The following is a 19,520-nucleotide window of genomic DNA, read 5'->3' as shown; positions in this document are numbered from 1 at the left end:
TTATTCACCTCCAGCTTTAATAACACTAAAGACGCGGTTTCCAATCCACTTATACCCTTCACTGTTTGGGTGAAAATGGTCAGAAGCAAGATAGTCTTCTCCGTTTAGTTGCATAAGATCATAGGTCGGCACACAAATAATTTTAGAAAATTCATTGGCTTTCTTTTCCGTTGCGGCATTCCACGAAAAAACTGTTTCTGACATGGCAGGACCCTCTTTTTCTTCTAAAAAAGGATTGTAAAGTGCCACATGATAAATCGGTGCTTCACTATTTAATGTGCGAATTTTAGTATAAATTTGGCCTAACTGTTTGAGATACTCGTTCTGTATTGTCTCGATTTGACTCGTTTTGTACTGCGAGAAGGCTTCACCACCTCTAAAAAGGTCGTTTCCACCAATCGTCATTAAAATAAGGTTCGCCGATGCAATTTGATTCGCCACTTCTTTTTGGTCCAGTTGCTTCATTAAATCGCTCGTTTTAGCTCCGTTCACAGCCAAATTCACCTTTTCAACTTGTCTCCCGCTTGCTTCTAAGGAATTGGTGACGGCTCCCACATAGCCTACTCCACTTTCATCTCCAAAGCCACGAGTAAGAGAGTCTCCGAGCGCCACTATTTTCACATCTGTTTGACTTGTTTCAGCAGTTTTTTTATCTTTTGACACAGTTTCTATGGTTTGTTTATTCGAGAACCAAATGAAAAATAATCCGGTTAAGCAAATCAAGAAAAAAACGATAGAAATCCATATTAATCCTCTAACCCAGCTACTTTTTCTCATCTGCTAACCTCCTCGTATTGAATAGATTTATTATACCAAAAACAGCTATTTTGACCCTTCCAAGATAACAAGGCATTTTTTAATAAACCATAATAATTACTTAAAATACTTTAATTTTTGCCTATTAAAATTTTATATTTATGATAGAATTTCCATGAAAACGTTTTCTTTTCGTTTTCTAAAACTAGAAAAGGGGTGTTTATATGAAAAAGAAAAGCTTTTTGATTGGTTTAGTCTTATTGCTTTGTTTGAGTTTAATCCCCGTACTACCTGCCGAAAAAACAGCACAAGCCGAAGAACAAGTCATCAATAAAAATTTTATGGTCTATTACCGTGCTTGGCGGGATAAAGAGATGAAGGGAGTCAATACAAGTTTACCTGATGAAAACTGGTTGCGAATGACGGATATCCCGTATGGTATCAACATTGTCAATGTTTTTAGTTATGTACCGCCTGGTCAAGAAAAATTAGCTGAGCCTTTTTTTTAAAAAAATTAAAAGAAGAATATGAGCCTGAACTACATGCGCGTGGTGTCAAATTAATTCGTGGCTTCGACTATACGAAATTGCTTGAGATTCCGTATCAAGGTAGTTTTCCTACTGAAAAAGAGTTTGATGATTATGCCAAGGCTTTGCTAGATGAACTTATGTTACCTTGGGGCTAGACGGCCTTGATATTGATATGGAAACTTTCCCAACGGATGATGAAGTGAAAATTTCGGATGGTGTTATTCAAGCACTTTCCAAATATATTGGTCCAAAAGCGAATAATGGTACACTATTTCTTTATGATACAAACGGTCAAAATGTAAAACCTTTTCAAAATGTAAGCAGTAACTTTGATATCCTCGCTTACCAACAATACGGTAGCAACTCCAGTCGAACTGAAATGGCTGCAAATGCCTATGCACCTTACATTGCTAATAATAAATTTTTACCAGGACTCACCTTCCCTGAAGAACAAGATCCCTCAAATCGCTGGTATGACACTAAAATACCTTATGAAGAGTCGAATATTTATCAAGTAGCCAAATACGCGCGTGAAAATAATTTAGCCGGCATGTTCCTTTATGCCTTCGACCGAGACGGGAAAACATACGAGGAACCAGATATAAATAGCATATCACCTTCTAACCTTTTATGGACAAAAACTTCGATTTTAGAAGTCAATGGCTATTCTGTTCAAACCGCGCAAAATTTAGCGAAACATCACTTAAATCGTATTAAATATGCGAAAAACATACCTACCCAAACACTTCAAACAGCAGACACACAAATTCAAAATGCAAAAAATTTATATGATGTAAACGTAGCTGTTTTAGGTTCTACTTACGAAAATGCTATAAGTCCAACTTACGACCCGATTTTAGAACAAGAACTAATGGGGATAGATTTAAGCAAAGCCGCTCAAGCGCTAGATAAAGCTGACACTATTTTACAAAATACGAATATCGCTACACTAAAACAAGCACGCGATGAACTTGCGAATCTAATCGGTGGAAAAAAATATACAGCAAACGAAGTAAGTACAGCAACAGATAAGCTTCTTCTTGCCCTTCAAAATAGCGTTTCGCCTGTTACAGCAAAATATCAAGATGAATCTGGGAAACAAATTGCCGAAGATACCGTTTTAACCGGGCAGTTCGGCGATACATTCCAACTAACGCAAAAAGAAATTCCAAATTATACCTTTTTAAAAGCAGAAGGGAAACAAAGCGGAACTTTTTCTAATCAACCCGTTGTGACAACTTTTATTTATCAAAAAAAGGATGCAGCTTTAGCGGTAAATAGTAAGCCAAGCAAACCTGAAATCGTTGATACAAACAAGGTTTCTGCTGAAAAACCTGCCGCAAGCTCTGTTTTACCGCAAACAGGAGAAGAGCCAGTTCATTTCTGGGTCATCTTCATTGGCCTTTTTGCGATATCACTTGCTTTTATCCTCTTAGTTAAAAAGAAAAAAGTCGTTAAGTAGCTAAAAAGAGCCTAGATATTTTATCTAGGCTCCCTTTTTTGACTTTGCTTTTCCATTTAGGTAGAGGAACTTATCAAGACTAAAATTTCAATTCCATAATTGAGGGGAAGCATGGTTATCTTCCAAACAGGTATGTGAACGGTTATTCTTTCCAGATTCAACAACATAAAGTTAATAATAGTCACAAGATTACATAGATTTTCTGTTAATTAAATCAAATAATTTATCATTTTCGGCATAATAATTTAATGCTACAGCGCACTCATCATAAAAGTATAGATAAGGAGTGCCTGTTTTAATCATAAGTCCATCTCTATTCCCTTATCTTACTACTATAATATCATTTTGTGGTCAAATATTATTACCCTAAAAGTTAGACTTTTGTAGTGTAGATTTTTCCACTTTATTTCTTGTGTGGTAAATATCTCTATCCTTTGAAACTGAACAAGGCTTTTCAGCTTGAAATACGCGGTAAAAAAGAAACCATCTGTTTTTTCACACATTCTTCGTCATACGGAGCTGCTGAATGAAAGGCATTATCGCTTAATCGCTTTTTATTTTCCTTACTACTTACCGCAAATTCGAGCAACTTTTCGGCGATAGAGTATGGGTTTCCGACTTCAGTGAAATAGCCGTTTTCACCTTCCACAAGGTATCCCTTTATGCCGGCAATTTGGCTGCCGATAACTGGGATGCCGCAGGCCATGGCTTCAATTCCGACAAGGCCTAAACTTTCTCCTTTTCTCCGGCTGGGGAAAACAAAGACGTTCATTTGGTTGTAAATCGCGACAAGTTTTTCTTGCGGCAGGAGACTGTGGCAAATGACATCTTGTTCGAGTCCGAGTTTTTGGATGAGTGCTTCTTTTTTAGCGTCTTCTTTCCCGCTTCCAACCATAATGAGCTTGGCGTCCGTGTTTGACTGATGCTTAAATTCAGAAAAGCCATATAAGGCGTCGTCCCAACCTTTATCGGTATCAATTCGGCCCACATAACCAACAAAAAAAGTATCTGCTTTTGGTGTTTCTAAACGGGTGAAGAGTTTGCGGTTCACGCCACCAGATGGGGAAATTACAATTTTGCTAGCAGAAACCGTGTAGCGCTCGGCGACAACGGATTTGAAATAGGCAGAGGGGACCACAATATGGCGGGCTTTCCGAAGAAGCCGTGTCACCCATTTTTGCAGTTTTTCTTGGAACGACGTTTCCGGGAACACATCGCTCCCGTGCAAGTTGACGGTCAAATTCAGTTTGGGGCGTAGTGCTTTTGCAAACAAGATGGGTAGCGCACTATGGGACGCGTAGTGAATGTAAATGGTCGTATATTTTTTAAACCATAATGTCAAGATAATTTGGAGGTAAAAATGGAGGTAGCGGATGAGTTTTTTGGCTGGTGCTAACTCTTTAGTCATCGTGATAGTTTCAACGGTGACCCCTGCTTCTTCAAGTAGACGAACGTGATTTTTTACGAAAACGCCATATGACGGAAATTTTTTGGACGGATACATGTTGGCAATAATAAGTATTTTCATGCGTGAATTCCTTTCTGAATCCTATTTTTTTGATGTTTCGTTTTGACAAACTTTCGGCTCATCTGAACGAGCGGTACATAAATGAGCAAGATGAGGATGAGTGTTATTGTATTTAAAATCGAAATAAGCCATGTGTCACGAATGATCATGTTGAGACTTGCTGCGGCAAATAAAACAGCTGTTGTCACAAGATGTCGCTTCACAGAAAATCCTTTCCAGATACGCATCGAAAAATACGTCCGTGCAAGAAAGAAAGCAATATACGCCGAACCAGTCGCAACGGCAGCCCCCGTGGCCCCGTAAATAGGAACAAGCCAAAAATTCAGCCCAACAGAAACAGCAAGTGAAATGAGCGAAACGAGAATATTTAGCGAACTGCGCTTCAGAAAAACAATGCCAAGATTCGTCGTCTCACTAACAGTCATCATCAACGGATAGAAACAAAGAAACGGGAAAATATACTGCGCATTACTGTAGTCAGGCGATAAAATCATCACAATCACACTTTTGAATAAAAGGAGAAAAATAAAATAGGAGTGCAATCAAAAACATTATACTGTCGCTTACGAATTTGAAATAGCGCATCGGTTTTTGTTTTTTGTACCAGTCATACGCGGTCGGCACCCAGAAATTAGAAAACGTCACCTGAAGAATCAAAAGCGCGCTCGCAATTTTAAACGCCGCCGTATATAGTCCAAGCTGTTCAAAGTTGCAATAATAACGGATAAACAATTTATCAATAACCACAAATAAGCTATAAATAAACGTGGCGATAACAACCGGAAGTCCAAATTTCGCTAGTTTTGGCATTAAAACCGGATCAGCTTTAAGCGGATTGATTCGTAGTAGGGAAATATTTCGCAACATTAAAATAACGTCGCCAATCATCTGGCCGATAATGGTAGCGTAAACCACGGTAATAAATGTGTGTGGTAGAAAATAAAGAAATACAATGGTACAGATTAAAATGCTTAATTTAATGAAGATATTGAATATCGAAAACTCCAGCGCCTTATTTTCCATTCGAATATATAAAAAGATAAAACGCTCAAAGATGAGGAAAATTGTTGAAATGGCGATAAGATAAACGGCCTCGTAATAATTTTCACTACCAAAAAGAAACAGTGAGATTGGCTTTTTGAAAGCACACATCATGACAATGACGAGAGTAGAAAATAGTAAAGGAACTAAAATGGACGTTTTAAACAACTTTTTCCTGTTCGTATATTCATAAAATTCGCGTGCGAAGGCTTGGTCGAATCCAAGATAGATGACGCAAATGAGGAGTGTCTGCGCGAGCATAAACATGCTTGTTTTTCCGTACTCAGCCGGTGAAATGAAGAAGGTGACAACTGGAATAGTGAGTAAATTTAGGATGGCCGCACCAATTGAGCCGATGCCGAACTGGAGGAGCCTTGTAATTAAGCTTTTCATTTAGGTTCACGCAAACTTTCTTTTTTTAATAGTAAAGCACCGCAAATAAGTCCGAATAACGTCGAGGACAGCGCTGAAAAAAGCACATGGCCGGCAAAAGCTCCGTAAAATAGGAGGACAATGAACATCACGCTGTAAATACTTCGTTTCTGACAGGCTTTTATGAAAAAGTAGAGTAAAACGGCGGATGTGACTAAAACCCCGATAAATCCAAGTGAAAATAACACATCAAAAAAGTCCATTTCGACTAAATCGCCAAGTCCCCAATTCGCGACGCGCAGACTAAACCCAAAACCAAATATCTGGTTGACTAAATGGCCAGTTCCGGTGAAGGACTGAAAGGCCGAGTCTAAAAACTGGCTTCTAGAACTTGTGATAAAGCGAATGAGATCTCCGTTATAAAGATTATAAAAATAGGTTAAACGTTGAATCGAGCCGGAAAGGGTGTCCAAAATGAAACTTCTCCCTTTGAAAATGGCAAAGAGCGCCACGGCGATGACCGCACTTCCGGTGCTCCATTTAACCAGAAGAGGTACTCGTTTTTGAAAAAAGAAAAATCGGATGAGTAGAACGATGGTGAGTACGACGCCGTAAATGATACCCGTTTTTGTGCCGAGTAGGAGTAAGCCAACGAGGTTCCCGATGTAAAGTAATGCTGTCAGGAGGCGTCTCGCTTGTTTTGCGCTACTCGTTTGATGGAACAAGTACCAACCTGTATACGTAGCGGCTGCAATAAAGCCTATGGTGGTGTCGTTATTCGCGAAGAAAAAAGCTTTGTAGCCTGCGTCTGAACCAGCGTAGGTTTGGTTGCCGATACCGAGCAAGTACGGAACGAGGAGGCATATTGTGAAAAGAGCACTTATGGTTAGAAATAAACGGCTAAAATCAGCTTCTGTGAATGCATCGCGGCGCTGGTAAATATAGTACGGGATAAGCACCCATAGGAAAAATTTGACCATATTACTCAGGTCGTTACCTAATGCTCCGAATCCGTTTTGCAAGGTAATGGTTTGAATGAGAAGCGTAAGAATACCAGAGAAAATAAAACTGGCTGTTAAAACGGTGTAGATATTTTTGGGAAAACCTTTTTTAAAGATACCGGCGATGAGAAAGAAAATACAAAATAAGCGGTACGCCACGCCGATAGGCAAATTGATTCCGGCAGATAAAGCAAAACCGTTTAAGGTGTCGATGATTGGAAAAATCGCGAATAAACGAACAAAAAGTTTTGTTTCTTTAAGCACAGCATTCTTACCTTTCTTGTTTAATGACTTTAGCAGGCACACCGCCAATGACGCTATAAGGTGGATATTTTTTTGCGGGAACAACGGCGCCAGCTGCGACTACACAGCCATCTGGAATTTCTGCGCCCGCTAAAATGATGACACGTGTACCAATCCAGACATCATTTCCAATGTGAACGGGTTTTCTTTCGGTTCCACTATCTAAAATTTTCGTTTTACCATTTACACAATGATTATCTGTTAAAATGACAACTTCTGGCGCCATTAAAACGTCATCACCAATATAAACGGGTGCCGTTGCAATAATTCGTGCAGCATCCCCTATGGAAGAGCGTTTCCCAATATGAATATTTTTCGTGTGGCGAAGCTTCAGATTGGGTCTTAAGTTGCTGTTTGCCGCACAGCTGCCAAAAAGCGTCTTCGCAAGCTGGTTTTTCCAGTGCCGTAAAAAACGGCCCGGTGCTAATCGATTCGGCATCGGAAGCCGATTCAAGATTGAAAATGTAAATTTTGCAAACAATTTAGTTACACCGCCTTTCTTGAATGACTTTTTTTAAGAAACGTAAGTTGCCGACAAAATAGCGTTTAAACATCCGCCGTGGTTCTTGCACAAAACGGTAAAACCACTCGAGTCCCGTCTTCTGCATCCATTTTGGTGCTCGCTTCGTCACACCAGCCACCACATCAAAACTGCCGCCAACCCCCATCACAAAAGGAACATTCATTGTTTCTTTATGCGCATGAATCCAATATTCTTTTTTCGGGCTGGAGAAAGCCACAAACACAATATCCGCTTTCGATTCTCGGATGGAAAGCGCAATTTCATCAGACTCATGCTCTTCAAAATAGCCGTTTCGGTAACCGGCTACTTGCAAATTCGGATACATCGCCTGATGTTTTTCAACAACCGCTGAAACGACTTCTTCCGTCGCGCCAAAATAGAAAACACGATAGCCTTTTTGAGTGCTTTGCTCCACCAAATTTACAAATAAATCAATTCCCGCAACGCGTTCTGGAATGTCGTGTCCAAGAAAACGCCCTGCCCAAACAATTGACTGACCATCTGCATTAATAAGTGGCGCCGCATTTACAATTTCGGCAAGTTTAGCGTCTTCCGCCATCAAATTGATTTTGCTTGCATTAATGACAACATGCTGCACCGGTATTCTCTGTTCGATGATGTCCTCAATTTTAACCAAAGTTTCCTTCATATTGAGGGGATTTAAGTAGCTTCCCAGCAAAAATATGCGTTTCATTTCGACTCTCCTCTAGCTTAATACGCGCTGTTTGGGGCGATAATCACCCAAAAAGTTTTACAAATAATTTTACAATCTAAAGCAAAATTCGCATGACGGATGTAATGAAGGTCTAAGTTGACCATTTCATCAAAACTAACATCACTTCGGCCACTGACTTGCCATAAACCTGTACATCCGGGCGTAACCGTGAGGCGAGCAAAGTCGCGTTTTGAATAAAGTGCCACCTCGCGCCCGAGCGGAGGCCTTGGTCCAACAAGTGACATTTCACCTTTCAATACGTTCATTAACTGTGGCAATTCGTCAATGCTCGTTTTCCTTAAAAAGCGACCGATTTTCGTTACACGCGGATCACGTTTCATTTTAAACAATGCTCCCTCAACCTCATTATATTGGAGCAATTCCGCTAATTTTTCTTCTGCATTCGGAATCATCGTCCGAAATTTATACATCATAAATTTACTGCCGTTTTTTCCGATTCGTTCCTGTTTGAAGAAAACCGGTGCACGAAGATTAGAAATTTTCAAGACCAGTATTAAGACAAGCAGGAACGGTGCTAGGAAAAACAAACCTAATCCCGCGCCTGCGACATCCATACTTCTTTTTACTACTGGATAAAAAGGGGAGTTCTGCTTTGTAGTGGCTTTCTTCGCCACCGTTTTGATAGTTTCCATAACGATTCCTTTCACTGATAATAGTAGTAATAATTGTCTGAATCATTTTTTACACAATTTAAAACCGTGCCGATAATGTGCACATGTGTGTTCCGAAGCTGTTCCACCGCAATTTTTGCACGATCCTTAAGCGTCTTATCACTCCTCAAAACTAAAATTACGCCATTCACATAAGAGGTTAAAACAAGTGCATCGGATGAGGCTAAAATAGGCGGGGTATCAATAATAATTTGGTCATAGCAACTGGCCAATTCTTCCAATATTTGCCCCATTTTCTTTGAAGCAAGCAGTTCATTTGGATTTGGTGGCAATGTTCCGCTCGTTAAAATATCCAAATTTTCAATGGCTGTTTGACTACACACCTCTGCCGCCGCTAAGTCCGAACTTGCTAATAAATTGGAAAGCCCTATGTTGCTTCGAATTCCGAATGTGAGATGACCTGTAGGTTTTCGCATATCCGCGTCAATTAGGAGCGTTTTTTGACCATGTTGCGCGTAGACAACAGCCAAGTTAGCAGATACCGTGGATTTGCCACTTTCTGGTTCTGTAGAGGTAATTAAAATGGTTTTGTATTTATGATCGACTGAGGAAAAATGGATCCCTGCTCGGAGTGTTTTAAATTGCTCCGCTATAGGCGAGCTGGGATTGGCGTAGGCAATGAGTTTTCGTTCACTTAATTTCAACATGTTGCACTTATCCTTTCCGTTTTCTCCGCTTGTTTTTAAATTTCTGTATGTCGGCCTCTTTAATTTCACTAATCATTGAGAGTACTGGGAGGTTTAATATTGCCTCCACATCTTCTTTGGATTTAATGGACCGGTCAAATAAATCACGAACAAACATGATAATAATCCCGATTACTAATCCAAACAGACCAGATACAACTAGCATGAGTGACTGATGCGGCTTCACAGGTGACATGGCTGAATCATAAAATGCGGGTGATAAAACAGATATATTGTCAATTTTCATTATTTTCGGAATTTCTTTTTTAAAGACACGGACTGTCTCATTCGCTATTTTCACAGCATCATTCGGATTCTTACTTTGGACTTGAATGCGAATCACTTGTGAATCTGAGGCGTTACTAACATTAATCATATTGCTAAGTTCTTTTATTGAATATTTATCATCTAATATTGCTGAAACTGCTGATAAAATTCGGGGCTAGTAATAATTGACGTATACGTATTCACAAGCTGTAAATTTGCTTGCACATCTTGTGACTGAACAACTGTATTTTCAGGAACAGACTGATTAATCAGAACTTCCGTTTCACTTTGATACGTTGGCACAGAAAATGCGTACAAGTAAACGCTCATGAGTAAAACACAAACGCATGTACTCATGAAAATCAGCCATTTATTCTTTTTGAGAAGTCCCCACAAACGTTTCACATTCATTGTTTCTTCCATTCATTTCCTCCTGTGCTAAGAGCAGATAGTGGTGCTAATGAATTTTTCTTTTTCATTTGATATAAGCTTCCCATGTCAAATATATTTACTTCTTGATTTCGTTTTATCTGGATGATTCCTTTTGTATCAAAAATATTTTTTTTGGTTCATACTGTTTAGATTTTCTTCGGTAATCCATTTAAATTCACTGTGGTCGGAAAGAATGACTAGTAAATCGGCAGAATGAACAGCCGCTTCAAAATCGGTCTCTATCCATGGTTTCTTCACATGTGGGTCAAAAATCGATAACGCAAAATCCGTTTGTTCATCCAAAAGCTGAACAATCTGAAGTGCCGGGCTCTCACGGATATCGTCCACATCTCCTTTGTAGGTCACCCCGCAAATAGTAATTTTCTTGCCGTTAATTTTCTTCATGAATCCATTAATTTTGTCTAAAATAAAGTTTGGCATCGAGTTGTTAATTACGCGTGCCTGTTGAATAAGCGGCGTTTGTTCCGGCGCAGCCGAAACGATAAAGTAAGGATCAACAGCCAGACAATGACCTCCGACACCGGGTCCTGGCGAATGAAGATTCACACGTGGATGTTTATTGGCCATTTCAATCACTTCAAGCGCGTTAATATGAAGAGCGTCACCAATTTTGGAAAGCTCATTTGAAAGTGCAATATTCACATCTCGGTACGTATTTTCCATGAGTTTCGAAAGTTCAGCTGCACCAGCACTCGCCTCAATAAGTTCGCCTTTCACAAACACACCATAAACCCGTTTCCCGGCTTCGACACAATTTGGCGTAACTCCGCCAATGATACGGTTATTATGCACCAATTCATGAATAATTTTTCCCGGCAAAACGCGTTCTGGACAATGTACTAAAAACAGATCTTCTCCGATTATAAAGCCCGCATTTTCAAGGAGCGGCTTCACCACATCTTCGGTTGTTCGCGGCGCGATAGTAGATTCTAAAATCACGACATTCCCTCTTTTTAAAAATGGGATAATTTTCTGAACAGCATCTTTAACATACGTTAAGTCACAAGACCGATACGCGTCAGGCAAATTGGGGGTTGGTACAGAGATGATAAAAGCATCAGATTCTTCCATCTCAAATTGCGCTGTAAAATTGCCAGAAGAAATGGCGCGGTGAAGTTCTTCTTTAAGCCCAGGCTCTTCGATATGAAGTTTTCCTTCGTTCAACATTTCAATCACATTTTTTTTCACATCTATCCCGATGACCTGCTGGCCGTGGTTGGCAAACATTATTGCGGTGGGAAGGCCAATATAACCTAACCCAATGACTGTAATTTTCAAAAAAAGCATCTCCTTCAAATTTACTTCGCTTCAGGAATCGTAACGTTCCAGGTTGCTAACACTTCCGATTTTTGCTTCCCAACTGCAACAGGTTTGTAGGAAAACTCGCCTTTTTGAACGTCTTTTGGTATTTCAAAGTTTACGCTGCCCTTCACTGTTTTACCTGCACCTATTTCCGTGCCGATATTGTTCGCGTCAGCCTTCACCATATACGTCTTATCTCCCGATTTTAGAATGAAGTCGTTACCGCCTACACCATAATTTCCATCATTATTATTTTTAAAAGTAAGGTTAAACTGGACAATATTTTTGTCGCCCTTACCATTTTCCGTTGTCTTGATATTCTCAATTTTCATTTCCACATTATTAACCGTTTTTGTTGGATATTTTTGTGTTGTATCTGCTTTTTCTCCTTGTCTCGGACTATCCGTTTTCATTTCCTTCGACCCTTGATCGGAACAAGCCACAAGAGATAGCGCGCAAACGCCAGACATTGCAATCAGAATTGCTTTTTTCATAAAGTGTTATACTCCTTCGAATTTTTTAAAAGAATGCGGTGACTAAGCCTCATCTGATTTAGCCACCACATTTCAATATTAAATTTATTTAACTGTTACATCTGCTTGAACAGCAACTTTACCAGTTGCATCATAGCCTAAGACTGTTACTTTGACAGTAGCATCTGAGATTTTATCTTTTGAATAATACTGGAATGTGCCGTCTGTATTAACTGGAACTTTGCTGTATACCGTATCCCCTACTTGAATAGCCACATATTTTACACCACCGGTATACGTACCTGTTACATTAGCAGTTCCTATTGTGTAATCATTTGCTGTCATGGTCGGTGCTACACCTGGGTCAATTGTTACGCTTGATTGTGCAACAACTGCACCAGTTGAATCATAACCAAGTACAGTTACAACATCATCTTTACTAGATACTTTGTCTTTGATGTAGTATTGGTAAGTGCCATCTGTGTTAACTGGAACTTTACTGTACGTTGTATCATTAATTTTCACAGCCACATATTTCACTGCACCTGTATACGTACCTGTTGCATTTGAATCACCTAATTTATACGTGTTTGCTGTCATCGTAGATTGTTCACCGGATTTGATATTAACTTTATTGGAAGCAATTTGCGTGCCAGTAGAGTCATAACCAATTACAGAAACATCATCCGTTGTTGAATTGATTTTATCTTTCGCATAATATTGGAAGTTTGTCGCATCTACTACCGCCACTTTGCTATAAACCGTGTCATTAACTTTCAATGCTACATATTTCACACTTCCTGTATATGTTCCTTTTACGTAGGAATCAGATTTAAGCGTGAAGTCTGCCGGTGCCACTGTGCTTTGACCCACAGGGTTTTGAGAAACCGTCATTGACTTCGTATCTACTAATGTGCCCGCCGAATTGTAAGCTTTAACAGAAACATCATCTGTTGGGCTCGTAATTTTACCTTTTGCATAGTACTGCCAAGTTGTTCCGTCTACTACACCCACTTTCGCACTTTCAACTCCATTCACAACAAGAGAAACATATTTCACATTACCTGTATAAGTTCCTTTTACATAAGAATCGTTAGAAATAACGAAATTGCTTGGGTTTGGCGTAATTGCGCCTACTAAGCTGTCTGGTCCATTTAAAACAACTGGAACTGTAGAAATTGCTGTACCTTCAGAGTTGTAACCGATTAGTTTCACAACATCTGATGTTTTAGTGATTTTATCTTTCGCGTAGTATTGAAGTGCGCCTTGACCGGAAACAGCTACTGCTGGGTAAACAGTCCCGTTAACAGAAATCGCTACTTTAGTCACGGCTCCTGTGTAAGCACCTTTCACATAGCTATCTGCACCAACAATAAACGGTGTTGCACTAACAGTACCTTGCATAACGCTACCATCTTTAAGTGTCACTTGTGCACGAGATAATTCTTTACCATTTGCATCAAGAGCTACTAGGTAAGCTTTTTGAGTCGTTTTCGTAATTTTATCTTTCGCATAATACTGGAAGCTGCCACTTACTGGAACAGTTGTATATTTCGTTCCATCTACTTCTAGATATACTTTCACTGCATCACCAGAAACAGTTGCTTTTACATTCGAATCATAACCTACATAATAAGGTGCTGTGACTGTCACTGTTCCAGATGATTGTTTCGTCACTGTTGTAGATGCACTTGATGTTTGGTTGTCTGCAGAAGCCGTAGCAGTTACGATTGTTCCAGCTGCTTGTTTTGCAATTGTGAAACTATATTTACCATCAGAACCCGCTTTTCCAGAAGCAAGTGTAGTTGACCCTGCTTTAATCACTACATCTGAGTTTGGTTCTGCTGTTCCTGACGCAAGTGTAGAATCTGTTGTTAAGGCATCGATTGTCGTTTTCGCGATATCTTGTCCTTTGGCAACGGTTGTCGATGCACTTGAAGTTTTACCGTCTGCTGTTGCTGTTGCAGTCACGACAGTTCCGGATGCCTGTTTTGGAATCGTAATGCTGTATTTACCGTCAGAACCTACTTTACCTGTTCCAAGTGTGTCACCAGCTGCATTTTTAATCACAATCGTCGCATTTGGTTCTGCTGTTCCTGTTGCAGTAGTAGAATCTGCTGTCAGTGTATCTAGTGTTGTTGGTGCAATGCCATCACGTTTAACCGTTGTGGATGCACTTGAAGTTTTACCGTTTAATGTTGCTGTTGCGGTTACAACAGTTCCTTCTGCTTGTTTCGGAATAGTTAGGCTGTAAATACCGTCAGAGCCTACTCGGCCTGTTGCAAGTTGTTTACCGTCTTGGTCTTTCACAACAACTGTCGAGTTAGGTTCTGCTGTTCCAGAAACACTCGTAGAATCTGTTGTTAATGAATTAATAGTTGTTTGATCAATTCCGTCACGGACTACAATAGTTGAAGCATCAGATGTGAATCCGTCTGCTGAAGCCGTTGCAATAACAACTGTTCCTTCTGCTTGTTTAGCAATGGTCAAGCTGTAAATGCCATCAGAGCCAACACGTCCTGTTGCAAGCTGATTATTATTATCATCTTTAATGACGATAGTGGCATTTGGTTCTGCTGTTCCAGAAACCGATGTCGATTCTGTCGTTACTTTATTGATGGTTGTTTGATTGATTTCACCGCGTAAAACTGTTGTAGAAGCACTTGAAGTTTTACCACTTGCTGAAGCTGTTGCAGTCACTACTGTTCCCGCAGTTTGTTTTGGAATTGTAATGCTATATTTGCCGTCAGAACCAACTTTTCCTGTTCCAAGCGTATCGCCAGCATCATTTTTAATCGTGATAGACGCATTCGGTTCTGCTGTTCCTTGAGCCGTAGTCGATTTAGTCGTTAACGCAGCAATAGTTGTTTGTGCAATCGCACCTTGAGTAACCGCTGTTGTTGCAGAAGAAGAAGCGTCGCCAACTGTTGCTGTTGCCGTTACACGTGTTCCTACATCTTGTTGAGCAATCGTGATGCTGTATTTCCCGTCTCCACCAACTTTTCCAGAGCCAATTACTTCACCATTCGCCTTGATTTCAATAGAAGCATTTGGTTCTGCTGTTCCTGTTGCTTTAGTTGAATCTGTCGTTAAAGCATCGATTGTCGTTTGAGCAATTGCAGCTTGCTTCACTGTCGTAGTAGCATCAGAAGTAATGCCATTTGAAGTTGCCATTGCAGTGACTTTAGTTCCAGCTGCTTGTTTTGGAATCGTGATGCTATAGAACCCATCAGAACCAACTCTTCCAGAGCCAATTGTATTTCCTGCTGCATCTTTAATGACAATAGAAGCATTCGGTTCAGCTTTACCAGTTGCTAGTGTGGAATCTGTTGTTAAATCATCAATTGTTGTTTGCGCAATACTTGTTAGCGCATAGCTACCACCAAATAGTTTAGCCGTTGTTTTACTTACAAACTGCGACATAAATTGCGAGCTATTGGAAGTTAAATTCTTTTGACTAAGATTTCCTTTATCCCATCCAGATAAATCAAACGTTGCTGTTTTAAAGTCATTGTAATTATGAGTTGGTAAATCTGTGTTAATTTGACCATAATCCCATGTTGACAATCCTTTATCTGAATTAATGTTGATATTTGTGGAGCTACCTGCATAGTTAGCAAAAACAGAACCAACCGGGTTAGTATTTGTAATTGCAAAGTTCGAACCATCTTCAAAAATTAATTTTCCGCCAGTTTGAACTGTTCCCTGCACACCCGCTGAAGTTACATTAAAGTCAGCACCACTTTTAACTGTTAAGTTACCGCTTGTAATGGAAATTCCTTCTTCAATTTTATCTCCCGCTGATGCTTTAAATTTAGCACCCGATTGAATAACCATGTTCCCACCTGATCCAGCTGTATAAATGGCTTGCTGTGTTTGAGATGTAATATCCATATCCCCAGCAATATTAATTTGAACGTTGCTGCTTCCTGCGTAAATGACATAGTCTTTAGAAACAACCTTCACTTTAGAATCTGCTTCTTGGGTCACACTGCCAGATACACGGAATGCTGGGCAGCCAGTTTGAGAAGTAAAGTTTACATCCGCACCGCTTTTAATTTGAATATCTTTACCTTGATAAACTTCCTCAGCCAGAACATTTGCAGTAATTTTACCTTCTAAAATAGTTGTACCTGCATTGTTATAAACAAATTGGTTACCTGAAGAGCTTACATCTTTATACGTTACAACAACACCAGAAGTTTCAGACCAGAAAAGCGGATAAATATTTTGATTCGTAATGTTGACATTTTCAACTCGGTTTACTAAATTCGCTTTAGAAATCCCAATCTTGTTATTCGCCATATCAATTGTATGGCCCTCACCATAAAGGTTTTTCTGAGTTGTGAAGTTGAAACTTGATGTCACTTTAATATCCGCAGTCAATTTAATATCGGTAATACTGGTGTCTAGCAACGCTGCTTTCAATTGGTCGAAGGTAGCTACTTCTGTTGCATTTGCAGGAGTCGCTGTTAAAGCCGTGATTTTTAATGCTTCGCTCGCAAATACATTAACGGGTAAAGCAGTAATTAAACTACTACCAACTAATGCTGTTGCTAAAGCAATTGTTCCACTTTTTTTAATAAAATTTTTCTTTGTTGACATTAATAAATGTCCTCCTCTAATTTAAAATAATAGGATAGTTGCGCAACTATTTCCCTTTCAATGACTGACTTCAAAGTATTTAGCTTGAATCAATCAATATGGTAAACTTTCCCATAGCAGATAACCGCCTTTCCTTTAAAAAGAAACTAATACTTGTCCGGCATTTCAGGATAATATCTTGACTTTTCTAAAAAAACAACATACCTCTTGTCAATAAATTTAATGATACCGTCTTCTCGTAACAAAACTTCAATTTTTTTAACTGAACTTGGGCTTAAACCTGAATAGTCTGCGATAAATTTTTTACTGAAATATTTAGGCAATATATAAGCATCTTTTTGCTTCACACCGAACCTTAGTGCCAGTTCAAAAAAGGTAGTCGTGAGCCGAGCAAAACTATTCTTCTGCATAATTAGATATTTGTCGGTTAGTAGTTTTATTTGCTTTTGCATTTCAAGTGTTAAAAATAACCAGCCTTCTTGTTGGCTAAATAGTTCCATCAATACTTCTTTTGTTTCAAAGACGATGACTTCACTATCTACAAGCGCTTGATGATTATACATCTGATCTTCTTGTAAAATGATGGTATCTAGTCCAATAAACTGATTGGCACTTTTTAAATTAATAGGCTGATCTTCATATTGGGACACAATTAAGCCAGATGTAAGAAAATAAATTTCATTATTTTTTACTGGAACTATAGTTTGCTTTTTCTTTATTTTCCGATATTCATTTTTTACTCGAGGAGAATGGATAAGCATTTTAATTAAATTTTCTTGGCTAAAACTTTTTTCCACATTTTCATTTGAATACAGTTCTTTTATCTCAGAAACCATTTAAATCGCCCTTTCAAGTTGAATGTTTTTTTTGACTTTTCAACCTAATATTTTATAATTGCTCTTCTTTATGCTAGCAACTAGTCCCTGAATTCATTATTATCATATCAGGTTGAAATTTTTAAAAAAGCCATTTTTATTACTTTCCATCTATTTTTCTTGTATAATTTGTGACGCCTCTTTAAGCCTTAAATATAGATGTGAAAATTCCATCTTTTTGTTTTATCCACCTTATAGTTCTCCTCTTTCTATTGAAATATTCATTAACTTTTGTACATTTAATATCATAGCAGTTTCAAATTTTAAAAAAAGATATTTTTATTAATTTACTTCCTTATTTTTTTGTCCATTTTGTGACTTCCCAGATAAACCACATAAACCACTCCTATAAAGAGAATTAATGCCCTTTATTTCCATTTTTCACTATAATAATAGGAACGATATCTGTTCTGATTTCATAAGTTATAGGGGTTTCATTTATGATTACATAGCATATTTTAATCGCAAAAGATTAAAATTTAATATGTTTTTTACTCATTTTTTCTTTGCTTGCTCATTTATGTACATTTTGTGAACCTTAAAAGAATTTAAACATGATAGTTGTGTAAAAGAATGAAGAAAAACACCTTTTCCAATATAAGAAAGGGCGTTTTAAACTGTAGACAAAGTAACAAAATTCATTGTTTACAAGTCTATACTATTATTTTTTATTAAGTAATATATATTTTATGTCCCAATTTATTAATTACACACTACAAAAAATGGATAGTTCTATCTAATTGCTAATCTCAGATTGTCAAACTTTTTACCGTTTTTCTAGATTCATACTAATACAGTAGACTGTTACAATTGAATTAGTACTACTTTTACAAGAATAACAGGGACATATTGGGCTGACTTGTATGAGAATAGCTATGTTCGACTAACGGATAAATAAACCCGGATCCTACATCTCATTTACTTTTTTCATTAAATAATCACTAGGTATAAGTTCACCCATTGAAATGGCGACCAATTTACCTCACACTTGATGTTGATATTTGGATGACACTACTTTTATTGTTACATTCAGTAAAAACGATAGACAAAGAATTTACTACTTTGTCTATCGTCTCTATGCCTATACATTTTATTTAGACTCAAGTTTTTCTTCCCAAATCTCAAAAAGCACATCACATTCTTCTTCAATGTCCGCACGTGTCATCTCAGGTTTTACTTCCACACGCTCTAAAACTTCAAAAGTAATTTTATCGACACCTGATTTTCTTGCCTCATCCGCCATATACCGGGGAAGCATACTGCCTTCGCCTAACTTCATGCCAAATTCCAATTTAGAAGCAGCACCTTTTAAATTCATTGTTTTGCCAATTAAGAAAACACCCGTCTCTTCGTTTGAAAATCGGTAAACCCCCGCATCGGGAGGCGTTTCTTTATATGCACGAATCTTGGCTTTTCTGTCTTCGCTCTTTTGTCCCATGATTCCCCTCCTAGTAACCTGACTCTTTCAAAAGTTTGCTCAGTATACGTAGTCTCTCACTTAAAAGTTCATCATTATCACGTAAAACTTGTTGGAATAATTCAATGTCTTCATCAATATACGGATTTTCTTCACAAATTTGAACTGTCATAGCATCTCCTTGTAAACCAATTCTGTCAAGTTCAATTTGTTCTTTATCATAAAAATGTTCGTATTTATATGCCTCGTTAAAATGTCCTTTTGCACGAGCAATTAAAATAGCTAAGTCTAGCACACGATGAAGTGGCATTTCTTCTGATTGACGTGACCATTTCCCACCCGTATGGCGCCATATTTTTGCAGAAATATCAACTTTCCCGCGATCATTCCACTGCGCAAGGCCAAGTGACAGACCTTTTGCATCGGACTGATAAGCAAGTTTTCCGTCCACATCCTCATAGTTTGGTACAACAATAACTGGTTTATGTTTAAGATTTACTGGAATCATATTTATTCTCC

General features: G+C 38.5%; 18 protein-coding genes and 2 pseudogenes. 3 read left to right on the top strand and 17 right to left on the bottom strand.

The window, feature by feature from the left end; genetic code table 11:
* Entirely contained in the window at positions 1 to 777 is a 777-nt protein-coding gene (locus tag LFLEISCH_RS05350; RefSeq protein WP_007473788.1) for a GDSL-type esterase/lipase family protein, read from the bottom strand.
* A gap of 203 nt (positions 778 to 980) precedes the next feature.
* Here LFLEISCH_RS05350 and LFLEISCH_RS15615 point away from each other — a divergent pair, with 203 nt between their 5' ends.
* The 3 genes and pseudogenes from LFLEISCH_RS15615 to LFLEISCH_RS15610 all read left to right on the top strand — a co-directional run bounded on the left by LFLEISCH_RS15615 (position 981) and on the right by LFLEISCH_RS15610 (position 2,748).
* Positions 981 to 1,265, top strand: coding sequence for an EndoS/ChiA family endoglycosidase (locus tag LFLEISCH_RS15615; RefSeq protein ID WP_206538445.1), 285 nt, complete (start codon positions 981 to 983; stop codon positions 1,263 to 1,265).
* Positions 1,266 to 1,318: 53 nt separating this feature from the next.
* A pseudogene (locus LFLEISCH_RS16470) lies at positions 1,319 to 1,782 on the top strand (EndoS/ChiA family endoglycosidase); the annotation flags it as partial.
* A gap of 54 nt (positions 1,783 to 1,836) precedes the next feature.
* Complete coding sequence (locus tag LFLEISCH_RS15610; protein WP_420912437.1) at positions 1,837 to 2,748, top strand: MucBP domain-containing protein; 912 nt, start codon at positions 1,837 to 1,839, stop codon at positions 2,746 to 2,748.
* 454 nt (positions 2,749 to 3,202) lie between these two features.
* Here the strand turns inward: LFLEISCH_RS15610 and LFLEISCH_RS05340 are convergent, their stop codons facing one another.
* The 16 genes and pseudogenes from LFLEISCH_RS05340 to LFLEISCH_RS05275 form a co-directional block, all read right to left on the bottom strand.
* Entirely contained in the window at positions 3,203 to 4,276 is a 1,074-nt protein-coding gene (locus tag LFLEISCH_RS05340; protein WP_007473787.1) for a glycosyltransferase, read from the bottom strand.
* Complete coding sequence (locus LFLEISCH_RS15845) at positions 4,273 to 4,770, bottom strand: lipopolysaccharide biosynthesis protein (protein ID WP_241432879.1); 498 nt, start codon at positions 4,768 to 4,770, stop codon at positions 4,273 to 4,275. The genes LFLEISCH_RS05340 and LFLEISCH_RS15845 overlap by 4 nt, the downstream gene beginning before the upstream one ends.
* Positions 4,754 to 5,710, bottom strand: coding sequence for a lipopolysaccharide biosynthesis protein (locus tag LFLEISCH_RS05335; RefSeq protein WP_241432878.1), 957 nt, complete (start codon positions 5,708 to 5,710; stop codon positions 4,754 to 4,756). Before LFLEISCH_RS05335 ends, LFLEISCH_RS15845 begins: the two co-directional genes overlap by 17 nt.
* Positions 5,707 to 6,954, bottom strand: a complete 1,248-nt coding sequence (locus tag LFLEISCH_RS05330; protein WP_007473786.1) for an O-antigen ligase family protein — start codon at positions 6,952 to 6,954, stop codon at positions 5,707 to 5,709. The genes LFLEISCH_RS05335 and LFLEISCH_RS05330 overlap by 4 nt, the downstream gene beginning before the upstream one ends.
* Positions 6,955 to 6,961: 7 nt before the next feature.
* Positions 6,962 to 7,474: an acyltransferase gene (locus tag LFLEISCH_RS05325; protein ID WP_007473785.1), complete on the bottom strand. Its 513-nt coding sequence runs from the start codon at positions 7,472 to 7,474 to the stop codon at positions 6,962 to 6,964.
* Position 7,475: 1 nt separating this feature from the next.
* Entirely contained in the window at positions 7,476 to 8,210 is a 735-nt protein-coding gene (locus LFLEISCH_RS05320; protein WP_007473784.1) for a WecB/TagA/CpsF family glycosyltransferase, read from the bottom strand.
* Positions 8,211 to 8,227: 17 nt separating this feature from the next.
* Positions 8,228 to 8,884, bottom strand: a complete 657-nt coding sequence (locus tag LFLEISCH_RS05315; RefSeq protein WP_007473783.1) for a sugar transferase — start codon at positions 8,882 to 8,884, stop codon at positions 8,228 to 8,230.
* An 11-nt stretch (positions 8,885 to 8,895) separates the two neighbouring features.
* Complete coding sequence (locus tag LFLEISCH_RS05310) at positions 8,896 to 9,570, bottom strand: CpsD/CapB family tyrosine-protein kinase (protein ID WP_007473782.1); 675 nt, start codon at positions 9,568 to 9,570, stop codon at positions 8,896 to 8,898.
* A 7-nt stretch (positions 9,571 to 9,577) separates the two neighbouring features.
* Positions 9,578 to 9,985, bottom strand: coding sequence for a YveK family protein (locus LFLEISCH_RS15840; protein WP_241432877.1), 408 nt, complete (start codon positions 9,983 to 9,985; stop codon positions 9,578 to 9,580).
* 32 nt (positions 9,986 to 10,017) lie between these two features.
* Positions 10,018 to 10,299 (bottom strand): YveK family protein, encoded by a 282-nt coding sequence (locus LFLEISCH_RS15835; RefSeq protein WP_241432876.1) that lies wholly within the window; start codon positions 10,297 to 10,299, stop codon positions 10,018 to 10,020.
* Positions 10,284 to 11,607: pseudogene (locus tag LFLEISCH_RS05300) on the bottom strand (nucleotide sugar dehydrogenase). The gene LFLEISCH_RS15835 and the pseudogene LFLEISCH_RS05300 overlap by 16 nt, the downstream one beginning before the upstream one ends.
* Before the next feature lie 20 nt (positions 11,608 to 11,627).
* Positions 11,628 to 12,125 carry a DUF4352 domain-containing protein gene (locus tag LFLEISCH_RS05295; RefSeq protein WP_007473780.1) on the bottom strand — a complete coding sequence of 166 codons (498 nt, stop codon included), beginning with the start codon at positions 12,123 to 12,125 and terminating at the stop codon, positions 11,628 to 11,630.
* Positions 12,126 to 12,209: 84 nt separating this feature from the next.
* Positions 12,210 to 16,709 (bottom strand): immunoglobulin-like domain-containing protein, encoded by a 4,500-nt coding sequence (locus LFLEISCH_RS05290; RefSeq protein WP_007473779.1) that lies wholly within the window; start codon positions 16,707 to 16,709, stop codon positions 12,210 to 12,212.
* Between the two features lie 146 nt (positions 16,710 to 16,855).
* Positions 16,856 to 17,545 (bottom strand): Crp/Fnr family transcriptional regulator, encoded by a 690-nt coding sequence (locus tag LFLEISCH_RS05285; RefSeq protein ID WP_007473778.1) that lies wholly within the window; start codon positions 17,543 to 17,545, stop codon positions 16,856 to 16,858.
* Positions 17,546 to 18,674: 1,129 nt separating this feature from the next.
* Positions 18,675 to 19,022: a GIY-YIG nuclease family protein gene (locus tag LFLEISCH_RS05280; protein ID WP_007473777.1), complete on the bottom strand. Its 348-nt coding sequence runs from the start codon at positions 19,020 to 19,022 to the stop codon at positions 18,675 to 18,677.
* A 10-nt stretch (positions 19,023 to 19,032) separates the two neighbouring features.
* Entirely contained in the window at positions 19,033 to 19,509 is a 477-nt protein-coding gene (locus tag LFLEISCH_RS05275) for a DUF6530 family protein (protein ID WP_007473776.1), read from the bottom strand.
* Positions 19,510 to 19,520 lie beyond the last annotated feature (11 nt).

The organism is Listeria fleischmannii subsp. fleischmannii LU2006-1, assembly GCF_000344175.1.
Lineage (GTDB): Bacteria > Bacillota > Bacilli > Lactobacillales > Listeriaceae > Listeria > Listeria fleischmannii.
Note: the sequence above shows the minus strand (reverse complement) of the source record. Positions and strands in the feature narration are given on the sequence as shown.